Origin of the sequence: Lysinibacillus sp. UBA6686, from assembly GCF_002455205.1 — a bacterium.
Lineage (GTDB): Bacteria > Bacillota > Bacilli > Bacillales_A > Planococcaceae > Lysinibacillus > Lysinibacillus pakistanensis.
The window spans coordinates 1-16,600 of the sequence record NZ_DKJS01000044.1; the positions used below are offsets into that span (position 1 = coordinate 1).

Below are 16,600 nucleotides of genomic sequence, written 5' to 3' on the forward strand. Positions count from 1 at the left end.
ATCCGCTGTCAGTAATGTTTTCAGTTGGTTCTTATAGAACTTTTACAATGAGAAAAAAATTTTTTACGTCGTGCTTTACATCGTTTCAAAACTTTATATAGCAGATCTCTCAATTAATGTGCACAATACAAAAAAATGAACTGCGCAAGTTAGACTTTCCAATTAAAATTCAGTAGAATGATGACAAAATAAAGATTTACGAGGGGGTTGAATATGCATATTTCACATATTGATCATTTAGTTCTGACTGTTAAAAATATTAATGAAACAAGTACATTTTATACAGAAGTATTAGGTATGAATACCGTTACATTTGGAGATGGAAGAAAGGCACTTAGTTTCGGGCAACAAAAAATAAACTTACACGAGGTAGGCAAAGAGTTTGAACCTAAAGCTACAAAAGCTACTTCTGGTAGTGCTGATTTATGTTTGATTACTGATTTTCCTTTATCTGAAGTGGTAAACCATTTTAATAAGTTAGGTGTTTTAATTGAAGAAGGGCCCATTAAAAGAACAGGAGCAGTTGGCCCCATAACATCTGTTTATATTCGGGATCCAGATGGAAATCTAATCGAAGTTTCTAACTACTAGGATCTAGTAATAAAAAGCCACCTAATCCTCAGTAAAATTTAGAGGTGTTAGGTGGTTTCACAATTTAACTTTTAATAATTAAATTTCTTTAATAAGCCCTGAAGCTCATCTGCCTGCTGAGCCATCTCCTTTGCCGAAGAAGCCATTTGTTCTATAGAGGCTAGTTGCTCCTTAGCAGTGACTGTTACATGTTCTGAACTATCCGTTGCTCTACTAGCAATACGAGCCATTTCTTCTGAGGAAGCTGTTACTTCTTCTATACTCGCTGACATTTGCTCAGTCACCGCTGAAATGTCATGAAGCTGTGTACTTACTCCTCCTATGGACTGCATAATTTTTTGGAATGCCTCTTTTGTTTCATCAACAACTTCCATTCCGGCAGCAGTTTCCTTCGTATTACTCGAAATAGCCGTAATCACGTTGGTAGTATCGTGTTGAATCGAAAGTATAAGAGCCGCAATTTGATCTGCTGATTGCTTCGATTGCTCAGCTAATTTTCGTACCTCATCTGCTACTACAGCAAAGCCCTTTCCTTGTTCCCCTGCACGTGCTGCCTCAATTGCAGCGTTTAAGGCAAGTAAGTTCGTTTGATCGGCAATGCTTGTTATCACATCAACAATATTGCCTATTTGCTGGGATTGTTCACCTAATATCCGTACCTGTTTCTCTACATGATCAGATGAATCATTAATAATTGTCATTTGCGACATCACGCGATTTAAGGAATCATTTCCCTGTGCTGCCTCTTGTCCCATTACATCAGCAGCATCTGACACTGTTGAAGCAGTTTCAGCCACTTGCTGAATACCAATCGCCATTTCCTGCATGGCTGTTAAGCTCTCCGCTGTTGTATGCAATGTAGTTTTAGAGCCTTGAGCTAAATCTTGTAGGGTTGAGGCTAGTGCTCTTGTCATTTCTGCTGATTGCTCTGACTGAGACGTTAAGGTATCAGAGGATAAATCAACCTGTTGAGATGTTTGGGCAATTTGTTGCATTAAGCTCTTTAAACTCGTCAGCATTTTATTAAAGGATTGTGCAAGCTCGCCTGCTTCATCCCTTGAATTAATTTGTAGCTGTTTTGTAAGGTCCCCTTCTCCTTCTGCTATATCTCGAAGTTGACGATTCATTTCCTGAAGTGGTCTTACAAATGCTCTTGTGAAAAGGAAGCTACCTAAAGTTGCAATGGCGGCTCCAATAAACATGACAATAAACAGCTTGCCAATAAAAGCGAAAATAATTTGTTGAACCTCGTCTATCGTTTCACCCACAAACCACATCCCAATAATATCGCCATTTGCATCTTTTATGGGCGCATAAAGTGTTAAATATTTTGTTCCAACAACATCCGCTTCACCTATAAATGTATTGCCTTTCTTCATTACCTCTTCAATAACTTTAGGATCAGCATCCTTGCCAACTAAGCGGTCTCCATTGAGCTGTAAATTAGTAATCAGCCCTTTTGTACCTTGAAAAATCGTTACACCACCTTCGATGCTTTCTCCTACTTCATCCACAAAATCCACTTGGTCAACCATTTTCGTATTACCTTTATAAAGCTCTCCATCTTTAATTGCCCAGTCACCTTTGAATCGTTCTTCAAGCAACAGATAACCAACCTTTGAAAGATGCGTTATACTTTGCTCGAAATTATTGCGCATAATATCCTTGACTTGCACATAGGAAACAATACCAATGATAATGCTTAAACATATAATGACTACCACTAGAAGCAAATTAAATTTTGTATTAATTTTAAATGTGCGCAAAATCTCTCTCTCCTTTCTCAAATAGCTTGTAGGAATAATATGTATAAAATGTAAATCACGTTAATTAAACATGATTCTAATAATAGTTTCAATACATTATCAATAAATTAATATATTTTACATATATAAACTGTTTTTTATTGAAAGATAAAATATAATAAGGCACGTTAACTATGAAAAAATCTAGTAACACTAAAGATTTAATTGAATATTTTTTGGTTGTACAATTGGTGTAATTGCTTTCGGATATTATAGTAAGAAAAAAACTGATCATATAAAGATATGAATAATAGAACTATATTAGAAGCATGATTACTATAAAAAAGTCTTGTAAATCTCTATTATTTAATAAAAGCCCCAAATACTTCAAAGTATTTGGGGTTATCCGCATTATGACAAACTGCAAAGCATTTTTATTTTTCACAACCTCAACTTAATAGCGCGACACAAAACTAGATAAATCCAAAGAAAAGTTTCCATTTTTGCGCGAGTGTTCCACAAAATTTTCGTTATAGTATGTATAACGATTATAAGGAGTGACAAAATGAATGATTTTATCCAGCGTCTTCAACGGCATGATGAAAAAGCATTGAAATATGTCGTTGAACACTATTTGGGATTTGTAAAGGCAATTACGCTTAAAATTTTAGAAAAACCATCTGATTATATGCTGGTTGAGGAATGTGTGAATGATGTATTCCTCCTTATTTGGCAAAAAAGTAATTATTTTATTGGGGAGGAAGCGGATTTTAAAAGATGGATAGGGATGATTACTAAATATAAAGCAATTGATCTATACAGAAAACAGCAAAAGCAACTAGCAACGCTACCGATGGAAAGTATTCCTCCTCTTATCGCACCAGATAATATTGAACAACAGCTTGATAAATTGTATGCGAAAGAACAATTACTGCTTGAAATCATGCATCTGCCTGATTTAGATAGAGAATTATTTTTAATGAGGTATTATCTTGAATATACAAATATTGAGATAGCAGAAATACTACATATTTCAAAATCTGCTGTGGAAAATCGCTTATATAGAGGAAAGAAAAAGCTTGCTAAAAATCCTAAATTACAGGAGTGTTGGACATGAGTAAAGAAAAAAACTTTCTACAGTTGGATATAGATGATATAACACCGGTAGAGGTCTCGAAAAATGAAAAGCAAAAGGTTATAAAAACCATCTTACAAAAGCAATTCTTACGAAAGAAGAAAATCCGTAAATGGACCATTGCATCCATTCTTGCCATTGGAATTTGTTCTGCTAGCTTAGTGAATTTTCCATCTATGGCCTCCATATTGCCAATTAAGGATGTAACTTTATCTGAAAAACTCTTTTCAAAACAGCATGAATTTATTTTTAATCGTATTTCAATTTCAGAAAATACAGCGACCATTTACTTTAGCTGTAATTTAGACTTTGCTACAGAATTCATAACTTTAGACATAGTTGATAATTTTGAAAATTATTATTATGACACATCTGAAACATTGACGAATAAAATAACTGATAATTCCTCAAATGGTAAAGTAATTTTAAATCATTTTGAGGCTAATGCATCCTCCATTTTCATCACACCAATCGTTCATACGATGGATAAAGAAGGAAATGTCACGAAAGAAAGATTGGAGACAATAGAAATTAAAATAGATTCTAATGAGAAATGAAATATAGAAAAGAAACCTGTGAATTTATTGAGCACTTAAGTCAATAAATTCATAGGTTTCCATTTTTTATTCAGTAAATTCCACTACTCTATCCAACCATTCATCAATAAGGCTATTGAACAAATTAGCTTGTTCAATTTGCAAGTTATGACCAGCCTTATCTAAAATAGTAAAGCTTGCTCTAGGGAATTTTTCAATAATATCAAATGCATCCTTATATCCAACCATAGAATCTTGTTTACCTAGTAAAAATAAGCAAGGTTTTTCAAATGACGTTTCATCAACAGGAAAGGAAAAGCTATAGTTTTGCAGTACTTTTTCTAAAAAGTTCACGTCAGCTTTTTCTTGTCCTGCTACTACCTCATTCATGTATCGGTTACAATGATGTTCATCTAAAACAACTAGATGTGAGCTATAATCTTCTAGCTCCTGTTTCGTCAATGTGGATATAAATTCTTTATCAGACAGGATAATCCTTTGCTCTGGTACTGTTCTTTTTTGCTTTTCTGGAATAATTAACGGACAAATAAATGCAGCCCCTAAAATTTCTTCTTCATTATCCCTCATAATGCCTCGAACTAAATAACCACCATAGGATTCCCCTACTAAAAGATAGGGTTCATTTGGTATTAAGGAATGAATTACCTCTTTTACAGCCTCTAGCATCTCATCTGAATTATTAATGACTTCATAGTCTGTCGTCTCTCCCATTCCTGGAAGGTCAATATAGATTCGTTTCCAGCCTTCCCTTTTGACAAAAATGGGCTCCATACACCCCTTCATTAATCTATGATCTGGCGAATATCCATGAAGCATAACGATTGGTATTCCCTCTCCAATCATTTCATAGTAAATATTAGCCTTACTAACGTGGCAAAATGGCATAGTTGCTCCTCCAAAAAATATTGTTTTCACTAATATATCATCTATACCCAATTTTTCAAAAAAACGTTAGACTTAGGAGAGATTCTAACCATCAGTTTTGTAGTTCTATCCATCACTTTGGCTTTTCTCTCCATCAGTTCATTGATCCTATCCACCACTTTCATTTTACAGTAAAAAACCTCGATTATCGGTAGGGAGATAATCGAGGGGAAAAATTATAATAGCCCTTTACGTAATTCAGCAGCTGATTTAGGTGATAACAGCCCGAATGGAATGTCGAATACTGTTTTCGCACCTTTGTCCCCAGCTTGGCTTAAACGATAGGCTGCACGCGCGTAGGCTACTAAAACACTTGATGTGAAGTTTGGATTACTTTCAAGTTTTAATGAGAATTCAAGAATTTGTTTATCATTAGCGCCACTTTCACCACTGCGGATGACAAAACCACCGTGTGGCATACCAGTATGGTTTGCTTTAAATTCTTCTTCAGAAATGAAATTTACAGTTGTATTATATTCGTCGAAATAGTTTGGCATAGTCACAATTTCTTGTTCAATTTTTGCCGCATCCGCACCTTCCTCAAGGACAACCCAGCATTCACGGGCATGTTTTTCACGTGTTGTCAGCTCAGGATTTTCACCGTTACGAACGCGCTCTACAGCATCTTTTATTGGTAATGTATATTGTACAGCATTTTTTACACCTTCGATACGACGTACAGCATCTGAATGCCCTTGGCTTAAGCCATCTCCCCAAAATGTATATGTTGTACCTACAGGAAGTACAGCCTCACCAAGTACACGATTTAATGAGAATAAACCTGGATCCCAACCAACTGAAATGACTGAAACTTTACCAGATTTTTGTGCTGCTGCATCCACTGCTTCAAAAAACTCAGGAATTTTCGCATGTGTATCAAAGCTATCAATTGTATTAAACCATTGTGCAAAGTGTGGACCTTGCTCTGGTAAATCTGTTGCAGAGCCTCCACATAAAATCATTACATCAATGTCATTTTGGAATTTTTCAGCATCATCCACTACATACACTTTGGCATTACTTGCAACGTTTACTGTTGAAGGGTCACGGCGTGTGAATACTGCTACTAATTCCATATCTGGATTTTGTGAAATAGCGTATTCTACCCCGCGTCCTAAATTTCCATATCCTACAATACCTACTCGAATTGCACTCATCAAAATTCCTCCTTACGATTACGTGACTATGTGAAAACCTTCACGTTAAATCTACTTACAATAATACTTTGTGTTAGAAAAATTCACAATAGTTTGAGTTCTGTTTTTTATCGGGAATTTATATCGGTTTTCTATGATTTTTATCAGTTAACGGCATGAATACGGTTACAAATTACTATTTTATATACTATCCTTTAAGTTTTCGTTAAAGCCTTGTAAATAAAGACTTTTTAAACCCCATATCTTGTACAATAAAATTAACGACAAAAGGAGGCATGATGAATGAAAAGTAATTTTTACTCACCAAGTACACCATGTGAACAAGGAGCATTACTTGCTTGTCCATTCCAAAATGCACAGAAATCTGGAAAAGCGTATGATACTACATTTTCAACTTCCACTGAGGTAAAGCACAAGCCATTTTCACCCAACATGCATTTTTGTACAGGAATTATTCCTTTTGACGTTACAGAAAAAAGCCTCAATATTACCCCTCAAATTCAAAGAATCAATGAAATTAGCCTTTATTGTAGCGGCAAGGAAATTGCTCGCTGGTTGGTTAAAAAAAGTGAATATAATAAGCTTGAGTTTGACTTCTTTTTATGAAGTCTGTTAATTTCGTTTTCAGATCTGAGCTGATAAAATCTAATGAATCCCCTATATTTCTCAGCACTTTACTATTAAAAAGTTTCCATCTCAATGGCATCATTATCGCCAAGGCTAAATTGTACATAGAAAAAATTTAATTATTTTTATATAGTATTTACTGATCTATTAGCTCTAGTTACTGAACTTCCTGTGCCAATCGTTGAAGACGGTCTTCATCAATAATGTAATAACCATTCTTTTTCTTTTCCAAAATCTTTTCATCACAAAATTGTGCCAAGACATATAATAAGTGCCGATAGGAAACCCCCAAATATTCACTGATTTCTGTATGCCTTTCTTTATAAATACCTTGATCTGCGGATAACTGAATAAAGGCAGCTAAACGATTTTCGAATGGATAGGCCAAATTTTGTGTATATTTAGCTGTCATGTTTGTCGCCTTCTCTCCTAAAAACACGCAGAGTCTTCGTAAAAAGAGGGCATCAGCCAGGAGTTTTTCTTTACATGCCTGTGTAATAGAAAAGCAAATGGTTTCTGTTACCGTTTGGATTCCTTTCGTATATCTTGCTTCATTTAGTAGCTCGATTTCCCCCATAAAACGTGGTGCCTCTAAATATTCAATAAGAGAAACCTTACCATTTTTATGGGTCATATATAGCTTTGCTTTCCCTTCCACCATGTAATAAAGCATATCTGGAAAAGATCCTTCTTTAAAAATCCATTCCCCTTTGTCAAATTGACATACTTCAAGATAAGGGTAAATATCAAATGAAAAGAAATCATGAATCGGGTATTTTTCTAGATAATGTAAGCGTTTTTTAGCTGTCAGTATATGCATTTTTTATTCTCTCCTAAAAAATATGAGATATCTCACATTATTGTACCGACGAACGTGCTATTATTCAACGTAGTTAATGGAGGTACGGTAAATTTATGAATAATCAACGATGGCTTTCTCAGAATTTCTTTGCATTTTTTATTACTTGGGGTATTTTCTTGCCTTATTGGACAGGCTGGCTCGTAGATGTCAAGCATCTGACTGTCTCACAGGCTAGTGTTGTGATGGGCTGTGGTCTTTTAGCTCGAGCTACTTCAAATTTGTTTTTCTTTCCAACCCTTGCTAAGTATGTGCACAATAAACGACTTATTACAATTCTTGCGACTGGCGCACTTATAACAACTTTCCTTTACTTACCAAGCACAAGCTTTAATATGCTTTTAATTGTTACTATTTTATTTAGTATTTTTTACCCAGCTCTTCTACCTGCCGTTGAAAGTAGTGCCGCTACATTAGTCCAGCACGGAAATGTTCACTATGGTAAAAGTCGTTCATATGGATCTTTTGGCTTTGTTATTGCGGTGTTAATTATTAGTATGCTGACAGGTATATTTGGCAAGGATGTTATTTTTTGGAGTATGGTTCTTGGTCTTATCGGTATGCTGTTGATGCAGCAGCTAGCAACACCAAAAGAATTGCTTATGGTACCAACAAAAGAACAACGAGCAAAATCGCTGTCGATGAAAACACTATGGACTATTAAAGGCTTCCCTATTGTTTTATTCATCGTCATCCTATTACAAGGTGCACATGCTTCATATTATAGCTACGGTTATATATATTTGGGTGATTTACATGTCGATCCATTTTATATGGGGATGATTATAAACATAGCGGTTATTTGTGAAATCCTTTACTTTATGAAGGCAGATACATTATTTACAAAATGGCGCTCATCCTCTTTATTGCTTTTAGCAGCAAGTGGCTCCTCCTTACGTTGGTTACTTATTTATCTTTTCCCTAATGTTTGGATATTCATCGCGTCACAAACCTTGCATGCAATGTCATTTGCCCTTGCGCATTTTGCCTTTATTGGCTATTTGACTAAAACATTACCGAAGGAACAAATTCCAAATGCACAAGGACTTTATTCTGCCCTAGCAATGGGATTAAGTACAGCCATTCTTACATTTTTAGGCGGTTATTTATACGAAATTTCCCCTGGTCTATCCTTTGGTGCGATGCTGATTTGTACGGTTCCGGCTATTGCTATTGTGCTTGCGACACGAAATAAATATCAATACTAAAAAAAAGCAGGTGTGAAAGAAAATTTATCTTTCTTCACCTGCTTTTCGATAGATTTACCTTGGAAAATAGGAAAATCCAGGATATTTTACAACCGGCCATTTTTCCTTTCTCAATACCTTGAGGAGCTCCGGGCCAACTTGTAAATTGCTTTGCACTAGCTCAGACGGAGTTAACGCCATCCATTGATTTAACGACACATCCTGGAAACGATTGCTTTTAAACATTTCAAGGAACCATAATGTTTCTGTTCCAGTATTCTCAATATAATGACCGTTAGCAAATGGCACATAACCGACGTCCCCCGCACGGTAATCGAATGTTCTGGCCGCACCATTAGCGGCAAACACTGTCATACGCCCCTTTCCTTGTAGGTAATATTGCCATTCATCATTATTCGGGTGCCAATGTAATTCTCGCATTCCACCAGGCTCAATTTCTACAAGCGCTGCCGCAATATTTTGGGAAATAGGAAAGTTAGAGGAATCTACAATTCTAACACTGCCACCTGGTGTTTTAATAGGGGTTTGTGCAAGTAGACGATGTTTAAAACTTTGAGGAACTTCACCATATGGAGATTTGACCTTTTGAGTGTCGATAGGTCCTGGCACTTTATCTTGATAAATATAGACTTGTTCATTTGGAATATGTTTAAAAGCGCTAATCGGAACACCAAAATTGGCTGACAGCACCTCTTTAGGTGTATGCGCAAACCAATCAGATATTGAAAATGTATTGAGATCTGAAAAATTTCCATCATCAAATACTAGAAGAAATTCACAGCCGCCCTCAAGCCCTTGTATGGAATGAGGAATTCCAGGTGGAAAATACCATAAATCTCCTGGCCCCACATCGGCAATAAAATTTCTGCCATCTTGATCGACTGCTGTAATACGGGCATGACCTAGAAGCATATAGGACCATTCTGCTTGTTGATGCCAATGCAGCTCACGTACCCCACCAGGTGTCAAACTCATATTAACCCCTGCCAATGTCTTAGCAATTGGCAAATCACGCACAGTAATTTCTCGTGACCATCCGCCTTTATTTAAGGTCATATGTGTATCAGAAAAAGAGAATCTTAGATTTGGAATAAGTCCAGCATCTGTTTTTGGAGGGACTAGCATATCGGGATTTTCCAGGTCCCTCATAATGTCTCTTGGCCCTTTATCCACCCCTCCAGCTCCATCCTTTCGAATAGGCTGTGGAACATAAAAATAGCCCTCTGGCATATTCTCCAATTATTCACCTCTTCATAAAGAAATCGTTATTTAAAAATGTATGGGTTCTTTATCTAGATTATTCTTTTTTATAAGCAAACGCTCAGGAAATTTCAATTCGCAATTTTACAATATTAACAAATATAGTTATTTTAAGTATGCATCTTTTTCTGTGTGAAATTGTACAAAGGAGAATTGAAGGATGAATAACGAAATTAAAAATCAGACTATTTTCAAGAATTTATTAATCGAAACCGAAAGACTCATTATTAGACCTTATCAATTGGAAGACACTAAAGATTTGTTTAATATAATATCGGAGCCAAATTTTTATGATTATATTCCTGAAACCCCACCTTCCCTAAAAGAAGTCGGGGAAATAATACAATGGTCTATGGATTGCAATAATAAAAATACCCTAGAGAAAATTTATAAATTAAATCTTGGTATTATTTTGAAAGAATCAAATTGCTTTATTGGTTTTTGTGGTCTTGGTCCCTATGATTTAGATTCTACAAAAATTGAAATTTATTATGGTCTCAATAAAGATTTTAGAGGAAGAGGGCTTACTACTGAAGCGGCAAAAGCCTTATTAGATTATGGTTTTTCTACCCTAAGATTAGATGAAATAGTGACGACGGTATTTCCCCAAAATACTCCTTCGGTAAGGATTTTAGAGAAAATTGGGATGACTAAACAATATTCCATAACAACTCCGCCTAAAGAACATCTAGATTTTAAAGGAATGGATTATTATACAATCTCGAAATAGAGATCTAAAAAATATCACACCCCTGAATAGAGGTGCGATATTTTCTTATTATCAAGGAACTCAATTTTTAGTTCTTCAGATGGTCAAATGCTTGTCCTTTGTATTTACTTTTCCGATGTTATGGATGGCTATCCTAATAATTCTTGATATTCAGGATGTTTTTCAAATTCAGCTTTTGCAAAAGGACATAATGGGATGACTTGTAATTTTTCCTTTTTGGCATATTCAACTGCTGCCTTAACTAATTGCTGACCTACATTTTGGCCTCTTAAATGTTCTGCAACATGTGTATGATCTAAAATGATTCGATTTTCCCCTACACGAACAAAATGAACCTCGGCTTCACTATTTTCTTCGTTTCCGATATAAAATGACTGAGTACCCTGTTTAATTTCCATTGCAGTAATGCTCCTTTAAATTTTATATTTTAATGCACCACTTGGGCATCTATTAATTACTTCTACCACATTTTTTACATCTGCATGATCTAGTGAAATCCATGGTTTCGCCTTAACATTGAACACCTCTGGCAATCCTTTAACACATTCAGCCGCATGTTGACAAATGTCTCCATCAAAATAAACTGTAATTTTTTCACCTCTATACTCTTTAAAACCCATATATTTCACTCCTTCTCTTTTCTACTAAACTTATTTGCTAGTTCTATAGATTCCATCCCTAAAATTTGATGCTCTATGATGGGATTATGCCTTATTTATATCAATTCGGCAAATGTTTTTTGTTTCGAAAGCATAGCGGCAGCTACAATTGCACTGGGACTTAATTGATCTTATTTCGAAATAATTATCTCGAATTAAAATATCTCTAATTCGAGATAATAGTATCATGAATATTATTGGTAGTCAATACCTCTTAACGCTATGTTCTTTCACTTTTTATCGAAATTTCGATTATAGAAAATCCATTATTTCCTTAATTATTTCATCTTGCTCCCGACCTAATGTCATTAAATGTTTGGAGTTTTCAAAGCCCCTTTTGATCTTTTTAGTAGAATGCACACGCTGATAGATGACTTCAGCACTGTGTGCGTATATGTCCTCGTCCCTTTCGCCGTAGAAAATAGCGATGGGAATCGTGATTTTATTAAGTTGTTGCATCGTTTCTTTAATAAAATGCTGAAATGCGATCAAAGAGTCCAATGGCATGTCGTTAAACGGCTCTATTTCAGTTGAAATTTCAGACGCTGATTTACCCTCAATATTTTTATAATTATAGGCATAGTCAATGATTCTTTGTTTTAACTGTGCTGGCTCCTTATCAATCGGTACTGATAAAATAATGATTCGCTCTAGCTTTTCTAATTGTGCAAGCCTCAATGTGAAAATACCACCAATGGATAAACCGATAATAGAAATTTTTTGATAGCCTTCATTCCGCAAAAAATGATGGGCCTTCATCACATCCTGCCACCAATCATCAACATTGTACTGTAATAACTGCTCTGGAACATGACCATGACCACGGTATAGCGGTACATAACATGTATAGCCCTTTTCGTGTAGCTTCGCAGCAACTTTCTTCATATCTCTTGTATGACTTGTGAAGGAATGTAAAAGCAATATCGCATGTTCATTTCCTTTAAGGTATATCTCTTTTGCTGGTAGAATAGTAAGCACAAAATCAGAACCTTTCTTTATGTTAATAATAATAATAGAAGGTAGCCTCATTTATGGCTACCTTCTTGTTATTTATATCATAATCACAGGACGGACTCCACTGAATCCTTATTGGGTATTGATAATTAATCCAATATGAGTGAAATAATTTAAAGCGCCGAATAAAGTGAAAAGTATACCTGTAATTGTCCAAAAAGCACCCATTATTTTCACCACAAATGATTCTCGATTCGCTAATGAGTATGGTAATAAAATCGCTCCTATACCAGTAAGTGCGTATAGACCTGAGATAAATGAAGCTTCCAGCATTGGGTAGTCTGCAAAGCGTCCTGAAATCGGTTCCTCAGGTGGTGCTGCAAAGAGTTGGAAATAGACACCTGCAATCGCAATAGAAATTAATGCAAGTCCCATTACTGCTGCGAAATAAGAAACTGGACGCGCCATTTCCACAATTTGATTTAGAATAACTTTTAAATCCACTGTGATATCTTTTGTTGTTTGGTCATTTTTCAGTAATCGGTTTGCCATACGCCAAAGGATAATTGCACCTGCTAGTAACATGACCCCAAATGCAACAATATTGGTAATAGCTTAGAATTCATTACATTAATCGCTATACTATCATCTTGAATATTAGCTAGTTCTTGAATTTCTGTTTTTGCCTCTTGCAAATCATCTAGAGCATTTTTAGCCTTCTCATAAAAAATACGCCCATAATCATTTAAACGAATAGATTTCCCTTTTCGATCAAAGAGCGGCACCCCAATATCATCTTCTAAACGCGCTATCGTTTTGCTTAATGAGGTGAGATATCTCTAAATCCAAGGCTGCTTTCGACATATGTTCCAAGCGGGCTACCATTAAAAAATATTCTATTTGTGTAAATTGCATTATTCATCACCTTCTCACGCTTATTACTATAAAGGAATAAGCTCATTCCTACAAAAGTATTGAATACGTTTTTTATGCGAAGCTATACTATGCATGTAAACAACAAATTTATACACATGAGGAGCTAAAATTATGAGCATAAAAGATTTTGAAGGTCGAGTTATTTTAATTACTGGAGCAGCTACTGGTATTGGTCGTGCTACAGCGCTTGCTTTTGCACGCTGCGGTGCGAAAGTAGCAATAGGTGATGTTGATGAGCGTGCACAAGAAACAGTTGCGCTCATTCAACAGGATGGTGGAGAAGCTGCATTTTTTAAAACAGATGTAACTAGCTCTGAGCAATAGAAATCACTTGTCCAAAAAACTGTAGAAACATTTGGTGGGTTACATCATGCTTTCAACAATGCAGGAGTTTTAAATACACCAGCAAAATTTGTTGCTATTGAAGAAGATACATTTGAAAAAGTGATGGCAGTTGACGTAAAAGGCGTATTTTTTGCTGTGAAACATGAGCTTGAATACATGATTGCTAACGGTGGCGGTACAATTGTAAATACAGCATCAGTTGCTGGTTTAATTGCTGATCCAAATATGGCTCCATACGTTACAGCAAAACATGCAGTCACTGGTTTAACAAAAGCAGCCGCAATTGACCATGCTCAAGATGGTATCCGAGTAAACGCTGTGGCACCTGGTTTAACAGAAACACCTATGACTCAAATGTGGAAAGACAATCCAGCAGTATGGGAAGAAGTTGTTTCTAACGTTCCTATGCATCGCTCTGCGAAACCAGAAGAAATCGCTGAAGTAGTAGTATTCCTTTCTTCAGACGCTGCAAGCTTCTGTAATGGTTATATTTATGCTGTAGATGGCGGTCAAGTTGCCCACTAGTAACGGGAATAATCATTAAGTCAAAAAATGATCAGGCTCAAAATTATTTGAGTACCTGATCATTTTTCCTTGGTTCATGACATGATTAGCTTATCGTATGGTTCTAAAACAGAATCTAAACTAATATCTAATAGATTTATTTTTGAACCGCTTCCTCTACACATTCATACAACTTTTCCAAGCCACTCTGTAATTCTTCATTGGTTCCATAGGCATAGGACAATCGGATATGATGGGCATCCTGTGGATCATAAATATACCCAGGATTGATAAGGACTTGTCGGTATAATAGCTTAGTAAATAACTCTTTATCAACAATAGGCTCATGAAACTTTAGCCAAATGTAAAAGCCTCCCTTTGGCTTGTTCCAGTCAGCCAAATCATTGAATTTTTCTTTTAAAATAGTCTCTACATAATGTGCCCTTTGCTGTAATTTTTGGCGTAAGTCTTCAATATGCTTTTCATATTTACCGGATTGTAACCAATGTAAGACAATTTCCTGCGAGATGGCACTTGAACCATAATCTGTTTGCATCTTTATATCTGCTAATCGTTCAATCACTGTCGTTGGACCAATTAGCCAGCCTATACGAAGTCCAGGGCTTAATGTTTTCGAGACACTTCCAATATAAAGGACTTGGCCGCTATCATCCATTGATTTTAGTGGAGGTGTTGCCGCTTCAAAGAGCAATTCATGATAAACGTCATCTTCAATAATAGGAATGCGGGACGCTTTACACGCTTCATAAAGTTGCTTTTTTTCGTGCGTTGTCCATACCTCACCAGTTGGATTGTTTAGCGTAGGAACAGCATAATAGACTGCCTGTCTTTTTCTTTTTTGTTGAGCCAATGTTTGGGCAAGCTGGTCACCTCGGTGGATAGCCATCATTTGCATACCCACTGACTGAAAGGGATGCACTGAATTTAAATAAGATGTTTGGTCCTGGAACACAATAGCGCCCTGCTCTAGCAATCCCACAGCAATCAGCTGCAATGCCTGAAGTGCGCCTGAAACAATACAAATATTTTGAGGCTTCACATGGATGCCTCTTTTTTTCACATATTCACAAATTGCAGCTCGTAGCCTGTCATTACCTTGAGGCGATGAATAACCTAACGCTTTCGGCTGCAAAGAAAGCTCCTTCAGTGATGCTTCAATATCAGCTGTTGGCAGTAAACTCGGTGCAAGCTCTCCAGTTCCTAAGCGAATGACATCATTGCGCTGTTCATATTCATTGATTAATTGAATGGTGTGATAATTGGGCTTATGAAGACTGGTGTCTATATACTTTTGCCAATTTGGTTGTGTTTGTGTAATTAACGAATGCCAGGAATTATCAGCTACATAAATACCTGAGCCAACCTTTGCCTCTAGTATGCCAGCTGACTTTAACTCCTCTAACGCCTGCTGAACGGTACTACGATTGACTCCAAACTGCATTGCAAGCTGTCTTTGTGTTGGTAGCTTCGTTCCAGCTACCCAATCTCCTCGCTCAATATGTCCTGTAATCCACTGGATAATTTGCTGCTGTAATGTCATTTCACCCTGTTTAGTAGGCTGCCAACTCATTCACATCACCTCAAGCCCTTAAAATTGGGTGGTAAAAAAACCATCCAATTGGTCGTTTTCTTTTAGTTATAACATAACTAGAATGGTTAATGAAAGGAGTGAATTTTGTTGGAAGCATTTTTTCATGGAATGATTTTAGCATTTGGACTTATTTTGCCATTAGGCGTACAAAATGTCTTTGTCTTTTCTCAGGGTGCAACACAGCCACATCTAGTTCGAGCCTTACCTGCGAGCATCACAGCTGCCATTTGTGATACGCTTCTGATACTCCTTGCAGTATTCGGTTTGTCTATCATCGTATTGCAGTTTGCCTGGCTACGGCTTGCCTTAATGACGGTTGGGATCCTTTTCTTACTTTATATGGGCTACACCATTTGGCGCTCTACCCCAGCTACAGCTGATAATAACGAAGCACTTCCTAGGAAAAAACAAATTTTATTCGCGCTCTCTGTCTCACTTTTAAATCCACATGCCATTTTAGACACAATCGGTGTGATTGGAACAAGTGCTTTAAAATATAGTGGCACCGATCAAATATTGTTCACCGCTGCTTGTGTAGTGATCTCTTGGCTATGGTTTTTCGGTCTTACCATCGCTGGAGCCTCTTTCAAAAAACTCGATGGCTCTGGGAAACTTATGAGTATTTTTAATAAATGTTCTGCTATCTTTATCTGGGCTACTGCTCTTTATCTTATTAATGGTTTATTGTAATTTTTTACAAAAAAAAACGCTCAGGATCCCAAATATATTGGTTACCTGAGCGTTTTCTAGTGTTGCTGTGAGCGCTTTTTTTGGTGACCTGAGCAGTTTTCGGGCAT

The 16,600-nt window shown here is 36.4% G+C and carries 17 protein-coding genes and 2 pseudogenes; 8 read left to right on the forward strand and 11 right to left on the reverse strand.

The genetic code is table 11. From position 1 onward, the window contains the following. Nucleotides 1-213 precede the first annotated feature (213 nt). On the forward strand, nt 214-591 hold the full coding sequence (locus B2R82_RS11180) for a VOC family protein (protein ID WP_286924931.1): 378 nt from the start codon (nt 214-216) through the stop codon (nt 589-591). Nucleotides 592-662: 71 nt separating this feature from the next. Here B2R82_RS11180 and B2R82_RS11185 read toward each other — a convergent pair whose 3' ends face one another. Further along, nucleotides 663-2,357 carry a methyl-accepting chemotaxis protein gene (locus tag B2R82_RS11185; protein WP_286924932.1) on the reverse strand — a complete coding sequence of 565 codons (1,695 nt, stop codon included), beginning with the start codon at nt 2,355-2,357 and terminating at the stop codon, nt 663-665. 544 nt (nt 2,358-2,901) lie between these two features. Here B2R82_RS11185 and B2R82_RS11190 point away from each other — a divergent pair. Further along, nucleotides 2,902-3,453 (forward strand): sigma-70 family RNA polymerase sigma factor, encoded by a 552-nt coding sequence (locus B2R82_RS11190; protein ID WP_286924933.1) that lies wholly within the window; start codon nt 2,902-2,904, stop codon nt 3,451-3,453. Next, the gene (locus B2R82_RS11195) at nt 3,450-4,028 is read left to right on the forward strand and encodes a hypothetical protein (RefSeq protein ID WP_286924934.1); all 579 of its coding nucleotides are present in this window, start codon (nt 3,450-3,452) and stop codon (nt 4,026-4,028) included. The genes B2R82_RS11190 and B2R82_RS11195 overlap by 4 nt, the downstream gene beginning before the upstream one ends. A 66-nt stretch (nt 4,029-4,094) precedes the next feature. Here the strand turns inward: B2R82_RS11195 and B2R82_RS11200 are convergent, their stop codons facing one another. Then, entirely contained in the window at nt 4,095-4,913 is an 819-nt protein-coding gene (locus B2R82_RS11200; RefSeq protein ID WP_286924935.1) for an alpha/beta fold hydrolase, read from the reverse strand. Nucleotides 4,914-5,128: 215 nt separating this feature from the next. After that, a complete protein-coding gene (locus B2R82_RS11205) occupies nt 5,129-6,109 on the reverse strand; it encodes a diaminopimelate dehydrogenase (protein WP_286924936.1) in 981 nt (326 codons plus the stop codon). 282 nt (nt 6,110-6,391) lie between these two features. Here B2R82_RS11205 and B2R82_RS11210 point away from each other — a divergent pair, with 282 nt between their 5' ends. Beyond that, nucleotides 6,392-6,715, forward strand: a complete 324-nt coding sequence (locus B2R82_RS11210) for a hypothetical protein (protein WP_286924937.1) — start codon at nt 6,392-6,394, stop codon at nt 6,713-6,715. A gap of 178 nt (nt 6,716-6,893) precedes the next feature. Here B2R82_RS11210 and yeiL read toward each other — a convergent pair whose 3' ends face one another. Then, a complete protein-coding gene (gene yeiL / locus B2R82_RS11215; protein WP_286924938.1) occupies nt 6,894-7,556 on the reverse strand; it encodes a transcriptional regulator YeiL in 663 nt (220 codons plus the stop codon). Nucleotides 7,557-7,651: 95 nt separating this feature from the next. Between yeiL and B2R82_RS11220 the strand changes: the two genes are divergently transcribed. Then, nucleotides 7,652-8,803 carry an MFS transporter gene (locus tag B2R82_RS11220; RefSeq protein ID WP_286924939.1) on the forward strand — a complete coding sequence of 384 codons (1,152 nt, stop codon included), beginning with the start codon at nt 7,652-7,654 and terminating at the stop codon, nt 8,801-8,803. A gap of 54 nt (nt 8,804-8,857) precedes the next feature. Here the strand turns inward: B2R82_RS11220 and B2R82_RS11225 are convergent, their stop codons facing one another. Beyond that, nucleotides 8,858-10,033: an oxalate decarboxylase family bicupin gene (locus tag B2R82_RS11225; protein ID WP_286924966.1), complete on the reverse strand. Its 1,176-nt coding sequence runs from the start codon at nt 10,031-10,033 to the stop codon at nt 8,858-8,860. A 190-nt stretch (nt 10,034-10,223) separates the two neighbouring features. Here B2R82_RS11225 and B2R82_RS11230 point away from each other — a divergent pair, with 190 nt between their 5' ends. Next, a complete protein-coding gene (locus B2R82_RS11230; protein WP_286924940.1) occupies nt 10,224-10,793 on the forward strand; it encodes a GNAT family N-acetyltransferase in 570 nt (189 codons plus the stop codon). Between the two features lie 128 nt (nt 10,794-10,921). Here B2R82_RS11230 and B2R82_RS11235 read toward each other — a convergent pair whose 3' ends face one another. The 5 genes and pseudogenes from B2R82_RS11235 to B2R82_RS11255 all read right to left on the reverse strand — a co-directional run. Next, nucleotides 10,922-11,191 (reverse strand): GNAT family N-acetyltransferase, encoded by a 270-nt coding sequence (locus tag B2R82_RS11235; RefSeq protein WP_286924941.1) that lies wholly within the window; start codon nt 11,189-11,191, stop codon nt 10,922-10,924. A gap of 15 nt (nt 11,192-11,206) precedes the next feature. Further along, entirely contained in the window at nt 11,207-11,413 is a 207-nt protein-coding gene (locus B2R82_RS11240; RefSeq protein ID WP_286924942.1) for a (4Fe-4S)-binding protein, read from the reverse strand. Between the two features lie 291 nt (nt 11,414-11,704). After that, the gene (locus B2R82_RS11245; protein WP_286924943.1) at nt 11,705-12,481 is read right to left on the reverse strand and encodes an alpha/beta hydrolase; all 777 of its coding nucleotides are present in this window, start codon (nt 12,479-12,481) and stop codon (nt 11,705-11,707) included. Nucleotides 12,482-12,538: 57 nt separating this feature from the next. Next, nucleotides 12,539-12,991 (reverse strand): DUF981 family protein, encoded by a 453-nt coding sequence (locus B2R82_RS11250; protein WP_286924944.1) that lies wholly within the window; start codon nt 12,989-12,991, stop codon nt 12,539-12,541. Beyond that, nucleotides 12,982-13,221 (reverse strand): annotated as a pseudogene (locus B2R82_RS11255) (LysR family transcriptional regulator); the annotation flags it as partial. The pseudogene B2R82_RS11255 and the gene B2R82_RS11250, both read right to left, overlap by 10 nt. A 232-nt stretch (nt 13,222-13,453) precedes the next feature. Here B2R82_RS11255 and B2R82_RS11260 point away from each other — a divergent pair. Next, nucleotides 13,454-14,212: pseudogene (locus B2R82_RS11260) on the forward strand (SDR family NAD(P)-dependent oxidoreductase). Nucleotides 14,213-14,348: 136 nt separating this feature from the next. Here the strand turns inward: B2R82_RS11260 and B2R82_RS11265 are convergent. Beyond that, the gene (locus B2R82_RS11265) at nt 14,349-15,782 is read right to left on the reverse strand and encodes a PLP-dependent aminotransferase family protein (RefSeq protein ID WP_286924945.1); all 1,434 of its coding nucleotides are present in this window, start codon (nt 15,780-15,782) and stop codon (nt 14,349-14,351) included. A 108-nt stretch (nt 15,783-15,890) separates the two neighbouring features. On the opposite strand from B2R82_RS11265, the gene B2R82_RS11270 reads away from it, so the two are divergent. Continuing rightward, complete coding sequence (locus tag B2R82_RS11270) at nt 15,891-16,493, forward strand: LysE/ArgO family amino acid transporter (RefSeq protein ID WP_286924946.1); 603 nt, start codon at nt 15,891-15,893, stop codon at nt 16,491-16,493. The last annotated feature ends 107 nt before the right edge of the window (nt 16,494-16,600 follow it).